The organism is Microbacterium aerolatum (genome assembly GCF_007988825.1).
In the GTDB taxonomy this organism is placed as follows: domain Bacteria; phylum Actinomycetota; class Actinomycetes; order Actinomycetales; family Microbacteriaceae; genus Microbacterium; species Microbacterium aerolatum.
Window position 1 is genome coordinate 101066 of record NZ_BJUW01000007.1, and the last position, 17131, is coordinate 118196.

19 protein-coding genes and 1 tRNA gene are annotated in these 17131 nt (G+C 65.9%); 8 read left to right on the forward strand and 12 right to left on the reverse strand.

The features are described 5' to 3' along the window. Positions 1-34 precede the first annotated feature (34 nt). The 3 genes from MAE01_RS09210 to MAE01_RS09220 all read right to left on the reverse strand — a co-directional run bounded on the left by MAE01_RS09210 (position 35) and on the right by MAE01_RS09220 (position 3333). On the reverse strand, positions 35-937 hold the full coding sequence (locus tag MAE01_RS09210; RefSeq protein WP_147039257.1) for a DUF4062 domain-containing protein: 903 nt from the start codon (positions 935-937) through the stop codon (positions 35-37). A gap of 219 nt (positions 938-1156) precedes the next feature. Then, the gene (locus MAE01_RS09215) at positions 1157-2575 is read right to left on the reverse strand and encodes a hypothetical protein (RefSeq protein WP_147039258.1); all 1419 of its coding nucleotides are present in this window, start codon (positions 2573-2575) and stop codon (positions 1157-1159) included. 500 nt (positions 2576-3075) lie between these two features. Beyond that, positions 3076-3333, reverse strand: coding sequence for a hypothetical protein (locus tag MAE01_RS09220; RefSeq protein ID WP_147039259.1), 258 nt, complete (start codon positions 3331-3333; stop codon positions 3076-3078). A gap of 473 nt (positions 3334-3806) precedes the next feature. Here MAE01_RS09220 and MAE01_RS09230 point away from each other — a divergent pair, with 473 nt between their 5' ends. Both MAE01_RS09230 and MAE01_RS09235 read left to right on the forward strand, forming a co-directional pair. Continuing rightward, the gene (locus tag MAE01_RS09230; RefSeq protein WP_186806190.1) at positions 3807-4016 is read left to right on the forward strand and encodes a hypothetical protein; all 210 of its coding nucleotides are present in this window, start codon (positions 3807-3809) and stop codon (positions 4014-4016) included. Next, entirely contained in the window at positions 4009-5007 is a 999-nt protein-coding gene (locus MAE01_RS09235) for a zeta toxin family protein (RefSeq protein WP_186806191.1), read from the forward strand. The genes MAE01_RS09230 and MAE01_RS09235 overlap by 8 nt, the downstream gene beginning before the upstream one ends. A 195-nt stretch (positions 5008-5202) precedes the next feature. On the opposite strand, the gene MAE01_RS09240 is transcribed toward MAE01_RS09235, so the two are convergent. The 3 genes from MAE01_RS09240 to MAE01_RS09255 form a co-directional block, all read right to left on the reverse strand. Next, positions 5203-5457 carry a glutaredoxin family protein gene (locus tag MAE01_RS09240; RefSeq protein WP_147039262.1) on the reverse strand — a complete coding sequence of 85 codons (255 nt, stop codon included), beginning with the start codon at positions 5455-5457 and terminating at the stop codon, positions 5203-5205. A 482-nt stretch (positions 5458-5939) separates the two neighbouring features. Next, on the reverse strand, positions 5940-6599 hold the full coding sequence (locus MAE01_RS09250; protein WP_186806192.1) for an AAA family ATPase: 660 nt from the start codon (positions 6597-6599) through the stop codon (positions 5940-5942). 37 nt (positions 6600-6636) lie between these two features. Then, positions 6637-6870: a helix-turn-helix domain-containing protein gene (locus tag MAE01_RS09255; protein ID WP_147039265.1), complete on the reverse strand. Its 234-nt coding sequence runs from the start codon at positions 6868-6870 to the stop codon at positions 6637-6639. A gap of 126 nt (positions 6871-6996) precedes the next feature. Here MAE01_RS09255 and MAE01_RS09260 point away from each other — a divergent pair, with 126 nt between their 5' ends. Continuing rightward, a complete protein-coding gene (locus MAE01_RS09260) occupies positions 6997-7575 on the forward strand; it encodes a hypothetical protein (RefSeq protein ID WP_229718090.1) in 579 nt (192 codons plus the stop codon). Beyond that, positions 7568-8707 (forward strand): tyrosine-type recombinase/integrase, encoded by a 1140-nt coding sequence (locus tag MAE01_RS09265; protein WP_147039266.1) that lies wholly within the window; start codon positions 7568-7570, stop codon positions 8705-8707. The genes MAE01_RS09260 and MAE01_RS09265 overlap by 8 nt, the downstream gene beginning before the upstream one ends. A gap of 119 nt (positions 8708-8826) precedes the next feature. On the opposite strand, the gene MAE01_RS09270 is transcribed toward MAE01_RS09265, so the two are convergent. Further along, positions 8827-8916: transfer RNA gene (locus MAE01_RS09270), tRNA-Ser, on the reverse strand. A gap of 135 nt (positions 8917-9051) precedes the next feature. Further along, positions 9052-10098: a uroporphyrinogen decarboxylase/cobalamine-independent methonine synthase family protein gene (locus MAE01_RS09275; RefSeq protein ID WP_147039267.1), complete on the reverse strand. Its 1047-nt coding sequence runs from the start codon at positions 10096-10098 to the stop codon at positions 9052-9054. 101 nt (positions 10099-10199) lie between these two features. Here MAE01_RS09275 and MAE01_RS09280 point away from each other — a divergent pair, with 101 nt between their 5' ends. Beyond that, complete coding sequence (locus tag MAE01_RS09280; protein ID WP_147039268.1) at positions 10200-10973, forward strand: cupin domain-containing protein; 774 nt, start codon at positions 10200-10202, stop codon at positions 10971-10973. Position 10974: 1 nt separating this feature from the next. Next, a complete protein-coding gene (locus MAE01_RS09285; RefSeq protein ID WP_147039269.1) occupies positions 10975-11844 on the forward strand; it encodes a serine hydrolase domain-containing protein in 870 nt (289 codons plus the stop codon). An 11-nt stretch (positions 11845-11855) separates the two neighbouring features. Here the strand turns inward: MAE01_RS09285 and MAE01_RS09290 are convergent, their stop codons facing one another. Next, positions 11856-12251 carry an SRPBCC domain-containing protein gene (locus MAE01_RS09290; RefSeq protein WP_229718091.1) on the reverse strand — a complete coding sequence of 132 codons (396 nt, stop codon included), beginning with the start codon at positions 12249-12251 and terminating at the stop codon, positions 11856-11858. A 206-nt stretch (positions 12252-12457) separates the two neighbouring features. On the opposite strand from MAE01_RS09290, the gene MAE01_RS09295 reads away from it, so the two are divergent. Beyond that, the gene (locus tag MAE01_RS09295) at positions 12458-13780 is read left to right on the forward strand and encodes a VCBS repeat domain-containing M23 family metallopeptidase (RefSeq protein ID WP_147039270.1); all 1323 of its coding nucleotides are present in this window, start codon (positions 12458-12460) and stop codon (positions 13778-13780) included. A gap of 46 nt (positions 13781-13826) precedes the next feature. Next, a complete protein-coding gene (locus MAE01_RS09300; protein ID WP_147039271.1) occupies positions 13827-14324 on the forward strand; it encodes a hypothetical protein in 498 nt (165 codons plus the stop codon). A 31-nt stretch (positions 14325-14355) separates the two neighbouring features. Here the strand turns inward: MAE01_RS09300 and MAE01_RS09305 are convergent, their stop codons facing one another. From MAE01_RS09305 to MAE01_RS09315, 3 genes are all read right to left on the reverse strand, one after another. Continuing rightward, on the reverse strand, positions 14356-14829 hold the full coding sequence (locus MAE01_RS09305; RefSeq protein ID WP_147039272.1) for a MarR family winged helix-turn-helix transcriptional regulator: 474 nt from the start codon (positions 14827-14829) through the stop codon (positions 14356-14358). A 61-nt stretch (positions 14830-14890) separates the two neighbouring features. Continuing rightward, a complete protein-coding gene (locus MAE01_RS09310) occupies positions 14891-15346 on the reverse strand; it encodes a MarR family winged helix-turn-helix transcriptional regulator (protein WP_147039273.1) in 456 nt (151 codons plus the stop codon). A gap of 1 nt (position 15347) precedes the next feature. Then, complete coding sequence (locus tag MAE01_RS09315) at positions 15348-17057, reverse strand: DHA2 family efflux MFS transporter permease subunit (RefSeq protein WP_229718092.1); 1710 nt, start codon at positions 17055-17057, stop codon at positions 15348-15350. Positions 17058-17131: the final 74 nt, after the last annotated feature.

A 17131-nucleotide genomic window follows, 5' to 3' on the forward strand; every position in this document is an offset into this window, starting at 1 on the left:
CGGCGAGGCGCTTCCCGATAGGGACCGACCCGCACTAAACGTCGAATGTCTTCTCATGCGCGCCAGTCGAATCAGCCCATCGCACTGTGAAGGCCTGGCGGCCCCCAGCTGCTAGCGACAGTTCGTACGGAATTCGCTGTGCTTGGCCGCTGTGAACAGTCCGAGATCTATCGTCGTCGTAGAGGAACACGCCCTGACCAACGGGCACCAGAGATACGTCGCTCGCGTCATCGCTGCCCCGGTTGACGATGTCCACCCAGCGATGGAGGCGACTACGGAGTCGACCCTTCGCATCGGATACTTGCTCGCGCTCCGATCCACCCTGCACCAAGAGGTCCGCGCCCGCCCTACTAGGCGCCAAAGACGAATCACCGCTTAACTGAGGTGGTGCCGTAGCCGTTGGGGTGCCGACGGGCGCAAGCCGGCCATCGGAGCGAAACTGAGTGATGTCATGCTCGATCGCCTGCCACACGTGAGCGGTGAGCTCAGTCGGGCTGGCAAATGTGCCGAGCAATCCGTCCTGCTCCAGCCTTGATCGAAAGTCGTGGAGGGCAGCGAGCTGCTGAGGATCCACGTCGTTCGGTCGAGGAGCTGATGAGAAGTAGAGATGCACCGGCTTGCCGGCGCTCACAGCGCGCTCGATCTCCTCTGCGGTCCCGGAGATCGCTGCTGGCGTGGCACTACCAAGTCGACTTCCGAATATGGCGACCACGACGTCGGCGCGCTCCACGAGTTGGTTGTTGATGATGGCCTGCGGGTGATTGCCTAACAGAGGCACCGCTCCTGTCTCCCAGCGGAGTGGCACGAGGACGACACCGCGCTCTCTCGTATTCGCTTCGTTCCAGCGGCCGATCGCTTCGTAAACGGCGTCCCTCGCCTCTGGCACATCGGATGGGGAGGCGATCATCACGTAGACGACTGAAGCAATGCTGGTCACCGCCACAGTCTAGAGATGAGGTGTAAGCGGAGGGAGGCATTGACCAGCCGAGCTGCTTGAAACACGTCTCTTCTCCAAGACACGATGTGACGTGAGGGCGCTCGTTGTGGTCAGGGCTATGACCTTCGACCGTCTCGCGCACGCCGCACACCTTTCTAGCGTGCGTCGCCCGTTTGAGGATCGAGCGAGCGCTCTTGCTCGTTTGGGGTGCTTCACCGCCTACAGACCAAGTGTGCCCCGGAGAACTTCGGGATCCGGATCGATGAGCTCAGCTTCTGTCTCTTCATCATCGGTTCCCCTAGAGCGCTCACGCGATGGACCTTCGAATGCGAACACCACGGCTCGATTCCCACTCAGCGACTCGGCGACCACCCGGTTGATCTCTTCGCTGGTTGACGCTCGGGTTCCGACTAGGCCAGCTGCGACCATTCGGGCGAAGCCAGCTCCGTACAGGGCTCGGTCTGCCAGATGCGCTTCGGTAACCAGGCGTGCGCCGCGTGGGGTCCGAAATTCATCCAGATAGAGTCCGAGGAACTCGTCAGTGACGTAGTAGCCGGGCATGAGTCGTGTTTCATCTGAGCTGAACGCGCCATTCCGCTTGCAAAACTTAAAATAAGCAACGGACTCTGAGAATCGGTAGTTCGTGACGTCGATCGAGGATGTACGCGCTCGGTCATGGGCCGCCTGGACCGACCCGAGCCGCTGTCGTTCCGCATCGAACTGGCGGTCGGGACGATAGGTCCATCCGTCAGAACCTGCCTCCATCATCTTGTATTGAACCAGGACGAAGGATCCGGTCGGGTGGTTGAAGTAGATGAGGTCTGCGCCAGTCAGTCGCTCAAGGGGGGCCTTGTTCGCGTTGATGATTGTGAGGGCGCGATCTCCTTGTCGAAACGTTAGTGCGGCTGCCGCGATCTCCTCCTCGCGAGTCCAGTCCAGGAAGTTGCGCGCGTCGGAATTGATGACGTGGTCCTCCAACTGATGTGCGGTAGTGACCCGCGCAAGGAACGGCGCGCGACCTCCCTGGCCAGCCTCCATGCTCCTGAGCGCTGGTCGGAATGCCTCGCGAGCTCCGAAGATCTCCCCCGCAAGCATCACAGCGTCCCGCTCCTGTTGCAGGACGCTCCCCCGACGACCGCGCTCAATCACAGTTCCGGTCAGTTGCGACAACATTGCGCGAACGGCCGGACCGTCGGTCCCAGCGAGACCCTCAAGTGCATCGACGATGCGCCGCGACGTCACGGGTGGCAGCCGCCGACCGCGATCGATCGCCTCCGCAACAGTGTCGAGTTGGCTTCGAGACAGGGGGAGATTCGCAACTAGCCCGTCTTCGTCAATGGGTTCAGCGAGGGCGAGGATCGGCCCGAGCCGGATCTGCGTATCGACGGTGGTGATGCGGCGCCCCGTGGTAGCTACAGCGATCGCAACGATCGAACTCGGCCAGTCGTACGTGTCGCCGAGATAATCCGACATCCACGCGCGGCCGGCTGGCAAAGACACAAGGCAAAGCCTCCGCCCCGAGAATCCCGCCGCGCCGGCTCTCGCGGCGAACGTGAATTCGTCGCCGGCGTGAGCCCGCCTAAGGAGCGCGTCTAGCTCTGTCGAATCGGAAACAGGGTGTATGACAATCTCGCTCACACGCGCACAGTATCGCCAATCCCGATGCGCCGTGCGCGCTTTCCGCAGCGTCACTCTTGCCCTGCCGCTCTCGGTGTCCACCAGGCTCCGCCAACGGGCATTGCCCGGATACGAATCGACTTGCGGGGTACGCAGCGGAACAATGCGCAGTCCGTCTGAATAGACCAGTCACGTCAACAGACTTCCTGCGCACCGGCAGTCTGCTTCTGAGCATCGAGTTGCGCAATCTCGTAGGCCTGGATGAGCTCCGCCGAGGGCCTGCCGCGAACACCGACGCTTAGCCGTCTCGACGCCCATGCCGGATCCTGCCCGCGAGCTGGTCTTTGCAACCGTCACTGGAGTGCTGCCAGCTGCCGCGGCACGTCTCGACATAGGTATCGGGACCAAGGCGGGGTGTGGATGCTTGAGTAGGAGGGCGTTGGCCTCGGGGGCGACGATGCGGGGCATCCATATCGGCACGAGAACGCTTGTGCCGCTGGCTACTTCGGCCACCGCCACGCTCACTTCGCGACGCGGACGGCCAGTCCCGCCTCGAGAAGCTCATCAATCGCCGCCGAGATGTCGGCTGTGTCTTCGAGCGCGTCGTCAAACGGGTCGATGGGCTGCCCTTGAGACGCGACGAGTAGCGCGAATAGTCCCTTGGCTGCGAGCGAGAGCTCCACGTCGTTCAGCACGTGGTCGGGAACCACGAGTTCGCTTGGATCGGCGCTCACTGGCCAGAGTCCGCGCGCGGCGATCCACTCAGATGGTGCGCCCATAATTGTGACCTTACGCGTCCTCGTCCGCTGCTTCCACGTCGACGGCCGAACCCCAGACCCAGCACCGTACTGTCCGTTCCTCGACGACAAACTCAATCCCGGCCGCACGCGGGGTCGACCGCACGACCCTGGCCGAAACACGGACGGCGTGCGGCCCGATCCGCACCCAGGCCTGACATCCTCGTGGGCGCGGGTAGATCGTCACCGGCAGTCGGTCCAGTTCCAGCTCTCGGGAGGTGAGCGATTGGAGGGGCGCTTCCTTCATCAACCTGGCAAGGTTCTTCTCAGCCGCGTACCTGTCGTACAGTTCCGCGAGACGCTTACTCGATCCCACACCGGTCCCCTTTCCCGGCCCACGGCGATCGTACGGGGCGCCTCTGACACGGCAACTTCTCGGGCCGGTCCTGCGCCCAGCACCGTTGGTAAGCTCTCGGCAAGGAGTCAACATGTCCCAGCGCCCTTCGCCGTGGCGAGTGAACGATGCGGTGCTTTATGACGCGCTGCGCGACGAGGTACGCGTAGCCTTAGCCGGGCTCCTCGCGTCTAGCGAAGGTCATGACGCGAGCGTCGCAGATCGGATCGCGCAGGCTCGCTCCGAGCTTTACGACGTGAACGGATTCGATCGCGACGAGGTCGTCGCGAAACTCAACGCGATCCACAACGCCGGGCCTGCTCGTGGCTGACTCTGCAGAGACGTCGGCCGCAGACCTCGAGGCGCTCGTCCTGCGATCGGTGTTCAGCGGCGCACAGTCCGCTCCGCACCCCGCGTTGGTCCTGCTTTCCGGAGCATCGGGTGCGGGGGCCGGACGAGCGATCGCGCTGATCCGACGAATGCATGGCGGCGATCTCGTTCCGATCTTGAGCGAGGATCTTCAAGCGTTTCATCCGCGCTATCTCGAGCCGCCTTTCCGTGCTTCAGCGGTCGGCCAGAACGAACTGTCTGAGGCCGCGGCCTCCTGGCTGCAAGCGAGCATCGCTCATGCGCGCGAGAACCGTTATTCGTTGCTTCTCGAGGGCGCGTTCCGTTCACCGAGCACTGCACTTGCTGTGGCACGTCGCTTCGCGGCCTCCAACTATCAAGTGCACGTCGTTGTCGCCGCCACCCGCAGCGAGGAGAGCCTGTTGTCGGCGACGTCGCGAGGCCTGCGTCAGATGCAGCAGCGTCGACAGTCGCGGTTCGTCACCCCTGCGGAGAATGAGCTACGCCTTGCCGATGTCGATGCGCTCGTTTTGGCATCCGTGGCTGACTCGGCCGTCCAACGCGTATCGGTGATCGGGCGGCGAGGGCAGACCGTGCTCGATGCTCACCGCGCCGACCCCACGGCGATGGCCGGCGCGTCTGCTGCGTTTCGCGCGTCATGCTCTGAGACGATGTCCGCCCTCGAAGCAACACAGTGGCTGAGTGAGTTGCGCCACATGACGGTGTACGCGCAATCGTTGCGCTCGATTCCTGACGCCGCGGTCGAGTCGATCATCGAGCTCCACGAGATGGCGATCCGGAAGGTGGTGCCCGATCTGCCGCTTCCACCGGACTCCGAGGTCGTGCCCATCCAACTTGTTGCCCTGCGATCGAGACTCGCAGCGCTCAAGCAGCGCGCTGACCGTCACGACTCGCCTGACATCGCAGCCCCGATCGTCACCCCATCTGCACCGGGGACGTCGATCTTGCGCTGAGCTGCCCGCACTGCTGCTCCGGCCGGATAGCTGCCGACTCCTAGTGGACGGTGCGCTGCGCAGTGCCGCGTCGTGGAATACCGGACCGAGCGCAGCGAGGGAGGATATGCCGCGAAAGCGCGGCACGGAGCGGGGTGCCGTCCACTACCCTCTTGCAGCCGGCGGGGCTGCCCACCTCTCGGTATCGTCTCGGACCTACGAGATGCCCAGCCCGCGAGCGACGCCGTCGATGAGATCCGGCCGGAAGCCGGCCCATCGCGAGTCCCCTGCCTGGACGATCGGCGCTTCACGATATCCGAGCTCGTCCACCAGGAACCTGCGGACTGCGGCGTTGTGCTCGTCGTGGATGTCCACGAGGTCGTACCGGATGCCGAGCGCGTCGAGCCGCTCGCACGTGAGCCGGCAGCGCTGGCACGTCGGCCCGGTCGAGTACACGGTGACCTGCGTCATGATCGCCTCCCGCGTCGGGACTCGGTAGGTTCCGGACGCTCGTAGTTCCGAGGTCCGAAAGTCAGCGAGTTTGCGACGCCCGAACTTCGGAAGTCTGGGGAATCCGTTGTTCGGGAGTCCGGAACGCCGGATGTTCCGGACTCCGCAACCGCCGAACTCCGGAAGTCCGGAACTTCGGGCATCATCGAACGGCGGAGCTCACCCTCGTCAGAGCCGCGAAGCTGGTCACGGTGCGCGAGGAGCAGATCGATGGCGACGCGGATCAGTGTGTTCTCGGTGATGCGCTCCCGCCTCGACACGCGATCGCGCATGAGCGAGCGTGCGAGGCTCGTCAGTTCGGCGCACTGGTCCTCGCGCACTCGGGCCTCCTTGCGCTCGAGGCGTGCGTACTTGGCACGAGGTTGGCCGGCGCTGGCACGCTGCCGGTCGAGTCGCGCGCGCGTTTCACGAAGCCGGTCGTTGAGGTCGACGTGCGCCATGGTTCACCACGCTTCCTGCAGCCGCGGGCTGAGCTGCTCGACCATCTCGAGCGCGAGCATCGTGAGGTCCCAGATCACACCCTGGGTGCTGCGGTTGTCACGGATCGTTGTGATCAAGTTGCCCAGGACAGGAGCGTCCGCCTGCGCCTTGTACTGTCGCAGATGGGCATCGAAGCGCGGCACACCGAGCGTGCCATCGAGAAGCTCGTGCCACGCCTCCAACTGTCCATGCACCCGCGGGTCGACTCGATTGAGTAGCACGGCGAACCGGACACCGCGCGGTTCGATGAACCGCTGGATCGTACGCATCGTGGGCTCGACAGCGAGCGGTTCGGGGGCGAGCGGCACGATCACGAAGTCCGACGCGCCCACGACGACGTCGAGGGTGCGGGCGTCCTCGAGGCTCCCGGGCGTATCGACGATTGCGAAGTCGTAGTCGCCGTCGAGGTGCGACAGGCGTGCGAGCACGGACGGATGCTGTCTACCGGCGAAGTCGAACGGCAGATGCCGGTGCGCGTTCTCCGCCCACCACACCGTGGACTGCTGCGGATCGACATCGACCACGAGTACGCGGTAGCGCCGCGACAGCGCGGCGGCGAGCTGCATCGTGATCGTCGTCTTCCCCATTCCGCCCTTCTGGTTGACGACCGAGATGATCTTCATGTGCCCAGCGCCCCCCGCGGTCGACGAGGTAGCGAGGTCAGCGAGCATGACCATCACCGGCAGACATCGCGGAGGCGTTGATCCAGGCCTTTAGCTCTTCCACGTCGTAGAGGATCACTCTGCCGAACTTGTAGTAGTCCGGGCCGCGCCGCTCGTACCGCCACTCGGCGAGCTTCTTGACCGTGAGACCCGGGATCAGACGGGCCACCTCCTGCGGTTTCACAAACTCGTGCCCAACGTCGGGCGACTCAGTGGTGTTCACCGTTGACATCGTCTCACCCTTCTTGCGTATCGAAAATGCGTATTGACACAAGTAGACGGCTTAGTCGTACACTAAGTCAAGAGGCTTCTGCGAATCTCTGGCGCGGTAAGGCAAACTGAGGGGGTGAAGGTCGACGTGAAGAATCCTGATGGCACAGCAATGACGTGGCACTCCGCCACGCAGCCGGTCGGGTCCGCGCTGCGCATTGCGCCCGAGTTCACCGCCTCCGTCATCGACGAAGTCGCCGGCGTGGAGACCACGATCGAGGCGCACTACAACACGGGCGAGGGCCGTTACATCGTCACGACGATCCTCAATCGCGCCACCCGTCCGAACTTCGACCACCAGGCGCTGCGACGCACCGCATCCGCCGCGATCGTGCAGGCAGCTGTCCCGCACTGCATTGCCGTGCGCCTCGGCGACGAACCGGATTCGAACTGGACGACCATCGCGGACCTCACCTCCACCGAAGGACGGATCATTCCGTCATGGATGGCGTCCGCCGCCGTGAAACGCGGCGTGAAAGATGAGCGCATGGAAGTCGTGGAGATCATCTACGGTGCCGCCGCCCTTGCCGGCACCCCGCCCGTGCGGGCGGTGCAGGTCGAGCTCGATATCCCTCACCGCACCGCATCCGACTGGATCAAGAAGGCCCGCGACTCTGGACGCCTGGAAGGCATGACGTACAACGTCGGCCGCCAGGCCGATGGGTAGCGTCACGCCGTACAAGACCAACGAGGGCCGGCGCTACCGGGTCCGGTTCCGCACTCCCGACAACAGGCAGACCGACAAGCGCGGCTTCAAGACCCGCCGCGCCGCCGAGATCTTTCTCGCGAGCGTTGAAATCGCGAAGGCACGCGGCGAGTTCATCAACCCCTCCGACGCTCGCGTGACGGTGGCGACGCTAGGCGATGACTGGCTGACCGCACGCAAGGCGGTGATGAAGCCCTCCTCATACCGATCACTGGAGTCTGCGTGGCGGCTACACGTGCTTCCGCGATGGGGCTCGTGGAAGATCTCGGCTGTCCGCCATTCCGATGTGCAGGCGTGGGTGTCCGAGTTGGCAGCGGTTCGTAGCGCTACGACCGTGCTGCGGGCGTACGGGATCCTGGCGGGCATCTTTGATGCTGCAGTTCGAGACCGCCGGCTGGGTGCGAATCCTATACGAGACATGACACTCCCGCGCAAGAACCCGAAGCGGAAGTCGTACTTGTCCCATGACCAGGTCTCACTGCTCGCCGAACGGTCAGTTCATCCGATGCTGGTCTTCTTCCTGGCCTACACGGGACTTCGATGGGGTGAAGCCAGCGCGCTTCGAGTGCGCGATCTCGACCCCGTGCGAAGCAGGGTTCTCGTTTCTGAGAACGCGGTGATGGTTTCCGGAACAGTCCACATGGGCACACCGAAGTCACACCATGCACGATCCGTGCCGGTTCCTCGGTTCCTCGCGCGCGACCTTCGGACGATCGCCAGGCTCCGCAGGCCGGATGAGTTCCTCTTCGGTGATGGCGCGGAGCCCATGCGGTTGCCGAATTCGAAGTCAGGATGGTTCGCCGCCGCCGTGAAGCGCACGATGGCCGAGGATCGTTCATTTCCCTACGTGAGCCCGCACGATCTACGTCACACCGCTGCCTCACTGGCGATCAGCGCGGGCGCAAATGTAAAGGCGGTTCAGCGGATGCTGGGACACGCTAGCGCCGCGATGACCTTGGACACATACAGCGACCTGTTCGACGATGACCTCGATGCCGTCTCGGAGGCCCTGGACCGAGCGCGCTCGCAATCGATGGAAACCGGCCCCTGGCCGTCCCCGCAACCCGGGCGCTCCTCCGACCTGCGAATGTGAACGTTCCTCGCCAAGTCCTTTGTTTCAGATGTGGGCAAAATGTGGGCACGGGCCCATTTCCTGCAATGACGAAGGCCCCGACTTCCCAGTGTTTCCTAGGGGAGTCGGGGCCTTCGTTCTGGCGGTGACGGTGGGATTTGAACCCACGGTAGGGGTGAACCTACACAACATTTCGAGTGTTGCACCTTCGGCCGCTCGGACACGTCACCGCGGAAAAGTTTACGCGACGAGGGCCGCTCGCGCGAATCGGCGACGAAACGAGGTCTGCAGCATGAGACCGGCGGTGGCAGCGCCCGTCTCGTGCGGGAAACCTCGTCTCGCGGCGCGACAGCGCCCAACCCCACTCACCACCCCGCGGCGACCTCGGCATGCGTGCGGAGGATGCCCTCGGTCGTACCCTCCGGCGCGCGGCCGATGCCGCATTCCGTCGCGACGCCGAACGTCGGCACGACAGCGGATGCCGCAGCGATCCGCCGCTGCGCACCCTCGACGCCGTCCTCCCGGTGCACGAGTCCGAGATACAGCTCGGCGACCGGCGTGAGCTCGGAGAGTGCGGAGAAGTAGTCGGCGTCGTCCCGCTCGATCGGCACGGGCAGGTGCAGCCACGACAGCGGCCGCGAGGCGCCGGCGATCACGGCGTTCGCGAACCGCACGAGCACGGAGGTGTCCGCCGGCTCCAGGAAATGATGCTCGGCGATGTCGCCGTAGCAGAGATGCACCCCGGCCTCGACATCGGCGGGGACGGCATCCACCAGCTCGACCAGGCGCGCCACGAGCCCGTCGAACGGGTCGCCGTCCCACCACGCCTGCATCGGAGCGCCGTGGATCGCAGCGCGCTCGATGATGCCCATCTCGTTGGCGACGTCCCACTGCACGGCAAGATCCTCGTGCGGGATGGCATCCAGGATCGCCTCGAGCTCCGCCTTCATCGTCGCCGTGTACACCGGCGCGATCGCCGCGCGATCGTCGCCGGAGAAGAACGACGCCACGATCGCGACCGGCGTCGGCAGCGACACCTGGAAGCGGATGCCGTCCGGCACCGCCCCCTCGTCGCGCAGCCTCGTGAACACCCGGTACGACTCGATCGCGGCATCCGCGTATCCGAGCGGAGGCAGGACGATGGATGCCGCATCCACGCCGTCCGCGATCCGGAGCGGCCGCGCATCAAGGCCCGCCTTGAACGGGATCGGCTCATCCCCCACCCGTTCGATGCCCTCTGCCTGCCCGAGCACGTCGGGCTGGAACATGATCCAGTGGAACCTCTTGCCGACCTCGCCGTCGGGGATGCGCTTGAGATGACCGCTGAGAAGAGCGGCCGCAGTACGGATCGTCGTCTCCGCGTCGTCGTAGTTCACACTGCCCACGAGAAGGGCGCCCTGCGGCTGAGTCATGCCTCAACGCTAGCCGCCGCGCCCTCCGGCGGATATCCCCGGTGACACCTCCCGCCATGATCGCTCGGGGCTGGTTAGGATGACCTCACGGAGGTTGTTCCATGAGCTTCATCACGTCGCCGGCGCTGGCGGAGACCGGCTACGTCGTCCTCGCCCCGCACACGAGCCCGATCGATCCCGCCGAATGGCTCGATCTCGACTACGTCGGCTGGCGCTCCTCCGGCGTCACGCGATTCGCCCCACTGGCCAGCTACGCAGGCGACATCGAGTGCAACGGCTTCTGGAACCACACCCCGCCGCGCACCGACAAGGACGGCGTATGGATCGCCTCCCAGACCGAGAAGGCGCCGACGCTGACCCGCCTCGCCCAGGAGCCGGGCGCGAACGTCGGCCGGTGCCGCGTGATCGAGCTGCAGCCGAATTCCTACGCCGACGCGATCTACAACCTGCACCAGGATGACAACAATCGCCTGAACGAGGACGGCACCGGCTGGGTCGTCCGCTCGTTCGTCAACCTCACCGAGGACACGGAGTCGATGCTCATCCTCCGCGAAGACCGCTTCGACCCGGCGACCGAGCTGCGGCTCGCCCTTCCCGCCGGCACCCGCATGATCGTCGACACGCAGCGCTTCTGGCACGCGGTCTGGCATCGCGGTGCGACACCGCGCTATTCGCTCATCACCTCGCTGACCTCCGGCCCTGAGCTCGACGCGTACATAAGCGCGCAGCACGGCGACCCGCACGCCGAAAGCGTCACGCTCGATCCGGCGCTGGTCGAGGAGGCACAGGTCGAACTCCACCGCCGCATCGAGGAGCGCCGCCGCGCGTTCGAGGCGCAGGGCATCGTGATGGAGCCCCCGGTCGAGCTGTACTGAGGTGACCTCCGCTCAGACCCTCCGCGACCTCATCGTGGAGCACATCGAGACGTCGGGGTTCGGAGCGCACGGTCTGCACGTGCGAGTGGGAGCGGACACCGCCGAGCACCGCTGGGCGCCGGACGTGCGTGAGGACATCCATTCGGCCGCAAAGGGCGTCTGCGTCCTCGCAGCGGCCATCGCCGCGGACGAGGAACGGATCGACTTCGACATCCCCGTTGCCGAGTACCTTGCGGGCGTTCCTCTCGGAGCCGGCGTCGAGGATGTGACGCTGCGTCACCTCCTGTCGATGTCGAGCGGCATCGACCTGCCGTGGTCGGAGTCCATGATGACCGACTGGCCGGATCTGGCGCTCGAGTTCCTCAGCCGGCCCTCGCGCGGCCGCGTGTTCCAGTACTCCAACGCGAGCACCTATGCGGCCATGTTCGTGCTGGCCACCCGGGTCGGTGACGTGCAGGAGTTCCTCACGCCCCGTCTGCTCACCCCGCTGGGCCTCGACGAGGTCTCATGGGATCGCTGCCCGAACGGTCGTATCGTCGCCGGCGAAGGGCTCGCCCTTCGCACCGAGGAGCTCTCGCGCATCGGCAGGCTCATCCGAGACGGCGGATGCTGGGAGGGACGGCGGCTGGTCTCGGAGAAGTGGGTCGACGCCATGCACTCCGACTGGGTCCGCTCGGGTGAGAACCCCGGCTACCAGCGCTATGCGCTGAGCGGCTGGGACGGCCCTGGCGAGGCATGGCGCCTGCACGGAGCCCACGGCCAGCTGCTCATCTTCGCCGGCCATGCGGTCGTGACGATCACGGCATCCGATCACTTCGGGGCGGATGCCGTCGCCGCACGCGTCGCGGGCCTCATCGCACCGGCCGCCTGACGACCGTCGCGTCAGCCGTCGTCGCCCGGGCGCTCCAGCAACGCGGCGAGGTTGCGCAGCGAGGACGTCAGGCCTTCGATGTGGTCGGCCGCCGAGATCCCCTCCGGCACCTCCTCAGCACGGAAGACCACATCCGAGCCGTCACCGCCGGCGGTCACCGCCCATGTCATCCGCATCACCCCGGCGAAACGCGGATCGTCGGATTCGAACTCGACTTCCTGCACGAGGTGCGCATCCGGGGCCACTTCGACGAACCGGCCCTCCACGATGTCCTCGTCAGGGTTGCTTTTGCCCGGAGCGCCGCTCGCGTCGCGATAGGTGAGCACGAGGCGGTACGTCCCGCCGGTGCGCAGATCCCAGTGCTCGATGCGGCCCGTCATGCCCTCGGGCGGCAGCCACCGGATCACGCTGTCCGGAGTGCTCAGCGCTCGGAAAAACCTGCCCGGGCGACGCCCGGATGTGCAGACTCGCCTCGTCGGTACGAACCATCCCCTGACGCTACCGGACCTGCGGGCACACCCGCCGGGATCCACTGAAGTCGCTGTGCTCGCTGATAACGTGACCTCGGTGGACTCTGCGCCCGCGGGGCCGGACGAGCTGGAGACGACTCGACATGAAACGTACGTCGCGATGGCGCCTCGCACGCGTCGCGATGCTGGCGGCGGTCGCCGTATTCGTCGGGACGATCGCCCCATCGCTCACAACGGCCGCTCCCGCGACGGCGGCGACGGACGGACAGATGATCATCCCGGCGTCGGGCAGGATCGAGTCCAGGGTGGGCGACGGATGCCGGTCGAACTACCGCAATCACGACGGCATCGACATCTCGGGCCAGGGCGGCACACCCATCGTCGCGGCCTACGACGGCGTCATCAAGACTCGTGCGTCGAACAGCGGATACGGCTACTACGTCGACATCGAGCACACCGGCGGGTACGTCACCCGATACGCCCACATGGCAGCGCAGGGCAGCGTCGCGATCGGTTCGCGTGTGACGCGGGGCCAGCAGATCGGCATCGTGGGGAACACCGGCGCCTCGACCGGCGCACATCTGCACTTCGAAGTGTGGCGCAACGGCTCCGTGTACACCGCGATCAACCAGGGCTTCGTCTGCCTGTCCACCGTCGCGCGGGGCAATCCGATTCCCCTGGTCTTCCCCGGCCTCAGCACCGCACCGATCTCGACGGTGAACTCGGCCGACTACAACGGCGACGGCAAAGCCGATCTCCTCGCGGTCGCCGGTGACAGCGATCTGCAGTTCTTCGCCGGCAACGGCAGGGGCGGGTTCCTCAAGCCGGAGATCGTCACCGGTGCATGGGGGATCCACCGGCACCTGACGCACGCCGATCTCAACGCTGACGGGAGAGCCGACATGCTCGTCGCCCGCAGCGACGGCGTGCTCGAGTACTACGCGGGAAACACCACCGGCGGGTTCGGCGAATTCGGCACACCCGGCGCGGGCTGGTACGACCTGCTCCACGTGACCTCTGGCGCCGACTACACCGGCGACGGCATCCAGGATGTGCTGGGCGCCTCGGCGTCCGGCGTTCTCACGATCTATCGCGGGAACGGAACCGGAACTCTCCCGGGGCCGCACATCACGGTCGGGAGCGGATGGAACACGATCCGCCTCATCGCCGGCGGAGACTTCAACGGCGACCGCCACGGCGACATCATGGCTGTCGGCAACGACGGCACCCTCTACTTCTACCCGGGACTGGGCGGCCGCTTCGGCACCCGGGTCGCGCTCAGCACCGGCTGGGGCTCGATCACCGCGCTCACCGGCGGCGTGGACTACAACGGGGACAAATACCCGGACCTGATCGCGCGCACGTCAGCGGGCGAGCTCTACCTCTACCCGGGAGACGGGACGGGGCGACTCAAGAGTCGAAGCCTCATCGGCCCCGGCTGGAGCGGCTACTTCCAGATCGAGTGACGCGTCGGTGACGGATCGGGTCACGGCCTCTCTCTACGATGAGATCATGACGTCCGTCGGCAAGGCCTCCTCTGTGACCGTCACTCTGTTGCTCCTCGCCGCGGGTGCTCTCGCCGGTTGCGCCCCGGAGCCTTCGTCTTCGACGCCGACCCCGACCCCCGCGGCCGAGCAGACCCCGGCCACGCCCGATCCCTCGCCGACAGCGGATCCGACGCCCACGCAAACACCTACGAAGGCCCCAGAGACGCCTTCCGCCTTCACCGCGAGCGAGCTGGTGCAGATCTGCATCGACGCGACCAGCTCCGGGTACGACGGCGTCGAGTTCGACGCCGCAGGAGCACGCATCGAGAAGCGCACGGTGACGCCGGAGTGGCTGGTGCTCGTCCCCGCGCAGACCAACGGGTACGACGCGGAGTCCGCATGCACGATCGGCGGGTCGCCGACAGATCCGGAAATCGAGCTGTCATCGGCATCCATCCAACCCCTGTCGGAGGAGCAGATCCAGAAGCTGATCCGCGGCGAGGACGAGGGCGGAACGGACTGAGCCGTCAAGAGCGGGTGTCACCGCTCGAGCATCAGCGGCCGAGCGCGCCGAGCAGCTCCACGAAGTGGTCGAGGTCTGCGGCAGACCAGCTGCGCAGACGCTCGCCGATGCGACCCTCGTAGCGCTCCCGCGCGATCGCGATCCGCTCCTGCGCGAGGTCCGTGGCGACCAGCACCCGCGCACGGCGGTCCTCGGGGTCGGGCATGCTCTCGACCAGCCCCAGCTCCTCGAGCTGACGCACCTGGCGACTGACGCCGGACTTGTCGGTCTGCAGGCGCTCGATGATCGCTCCGGCCGAGGTCGCCTTGCCGCTCGCGATCGAGATCAGTACTTGATACCCGAGAGGCTGCAGATCGGGATGCACCGTGACCGCGGCCTCGCGCCATCCCACCCGGATCCGCGCGAACAGACGCCCCAGCTCCTGCTCGACCCGGGTGACGGCGTTCTCGAGATCCTGCCCCTCGCCGATGGGGGTGGACGCGGGGTCGGCAGACGAGGCGCTCATGATCGCCAGTGTACGGCGAAGCCCCGCCGTACGATGCGGCGGGGCTCAGGTCTGCTGCCGGTCAGAGCTCCGCGATGAGGCGGAACACCTTCGAGGCGGCCTGCATCTCTTCCAGGGTCAGTTCATCGAGGACGCCGCGCAGGCGGCCGGCGTTCTCGCTCTTGAGCCCGTCGAGCGCCTCACAGGCCGCCGGGGTGGCCGTCAGCACGCGCTGACGGCCGTCCTGGTCGTCGGGTCGGGATTCGAGCAGGCCGAGATCCTCCAGCATCCGCACCTGCCGGCTGACCACCGACTTGTCCATCTCGAAGCACTCGGCGAGGCGATGCGCATTCGCGCTCCCCGCGCGGGCGATGAACGTCAGCAGCTTGTAGCCGGAGGGCTGCAGATCGGGATGGATCCGTGCGGCCGCTTCTTTCCAGAGCGACCGAGCCTTCGCGAAGACCAGGTTCAGACGCTCCTGGAACTCCGCGAACGTCTCGTCGACGTCGGCGTACGCAGCGGTCTCGCCGTTGGCCATGTCAGCGCTCCGGCTCCGACTCTTCGCGCTCGAGCACCGCCACGGAGCCGGTCGAGGGCGCCGCGGACTCGCCGTCCACGAGCCGGATGACACCGGTCGACGCTCCCACTTCGGCTTCGGAGACCTCGATGACCGATTCCTCGACCTGCTCGCGCAGCTCTTCGGCGGCGTTCTTCGTCGACAGCGGCTTGTTCTTGATGAAGGCGATCGCGATGATCCCGATCACGGCGAGCGGGATCGCGATGATGAACGCGTCAGCGATGCCGTTGCCGTAGGCCGACTCGACGATGGTCCTGATGGTCTCGGGCAGCTCTGCCACCTTGGGCACGTCGCCCGTGGAGAGGTGCTGCAGAGCCGTGATCTCATCCTGCGTGGTCGGCGTGAAGCCCGCGAGCCCGTCGCTGATGTAGGTGCCCACGCTGGTGGAGAGCAGCGAGCCCATGATCGTCACGCCGATGGTGCCGGCGATCGTGCGGAAGAAGTTCACGTTCGAAGACGCAGCACCCAACTGCGTCGGCGAGGTGTCGTTCTGCACGATCAGGGTGAGGTTCTGCATGACCATGCCGAGGCCGGCGCCGAGAACGAACATGTAGACCGCGACGAGCGGGAACGGGGTGTCGTAGCGCAGGGTCGCCATGAGGGAGACGCCGATCGTCGCGAGCACGGCGCCTGTCAGCATCCAGCCCTTCCACTTGCCGAACCGGCTCACCAGCTGGCCGATGATGATCGAGGCGCCCATCTGGCCGACGATCATGGGGATCGTCATCAGGCCGGACTCGGTCGGCGTCGCACCGCGGGCGAGCTGGAAGTACTGGGCGAGGAACACCGAGGTGGCGAACATCGAGACGCCGATGGCGATCGAGGCGATGACCGAAAGCGTGAAGGTGCGGTTGCGGAAGAGCGACATCGGCACGATCGGTTCCTTGACGAAGAACTCGACCACGACGAAGGCGATGATGGCCGCGACGGCGATGGCTCCCAGCATCCAGCTCGTCGCGGAGTCCCACTCGAACTGGCTGCCGCCCATGGACACCCAGATCAGCAGGGTCGAGACGCCGACGGCGAGCAGAACGATGCCGAAGTAGTCGATCGAGACCTTGGTCCCGCGCTGCGGCTTGGGCAGGTGCAGCGTGAACTGCAGGAGCACGAGGGCGATGATCGCGAACGGCACGCCGACGAAGAAGTTCGAGCGCCAGCCCCACACGTCGGTGAGGAAACCGCCCAGGAGCGGTCCGCCGATCGTGCCGAGCGCCATGATGCCGCCGACGACACCCATGTACTTGCCGCGCTCACGGGGCGAGATGATGAGGGCGACGGCGATCATGACCAGCGACATCAGGCCGCCGACGCCGACGCCCTGGACCACGCGTACGGCGATCAGCATGTTCGTGTCGGTCGAGAAGCCGGCGATCACGGTGCCGACCGTGAACAGGATGAGCGAGAGCTGCACGAGGATCTTGCGGTCGACCAGGTCGGCGAGCTTGCCCCAGATGGGCGTGGACACCGCGGTCGCGAGAAGGCTGGCGGTGATGACCCAGGTGTACTGCGACTGCGTGCCGCCGAGGTCGGCGATGATGACCGGCATCGAGGTCGATACGACCGTGCCGGAGAGGACCGCGACGAACATGCCGACGATGAGGCCGGAGATCGCGGTGAAGACCTCGCGGGCCGAGCGCGTGGCTTCGGTCGCGGGTGAGGTGTTGGTTGTCAAAGTGGGGTTGCTCCTGCGTCAGAAAGTTGATCTGAAGCAACTATACGCCTATGGTTGCTGAGCATCAACTGTCG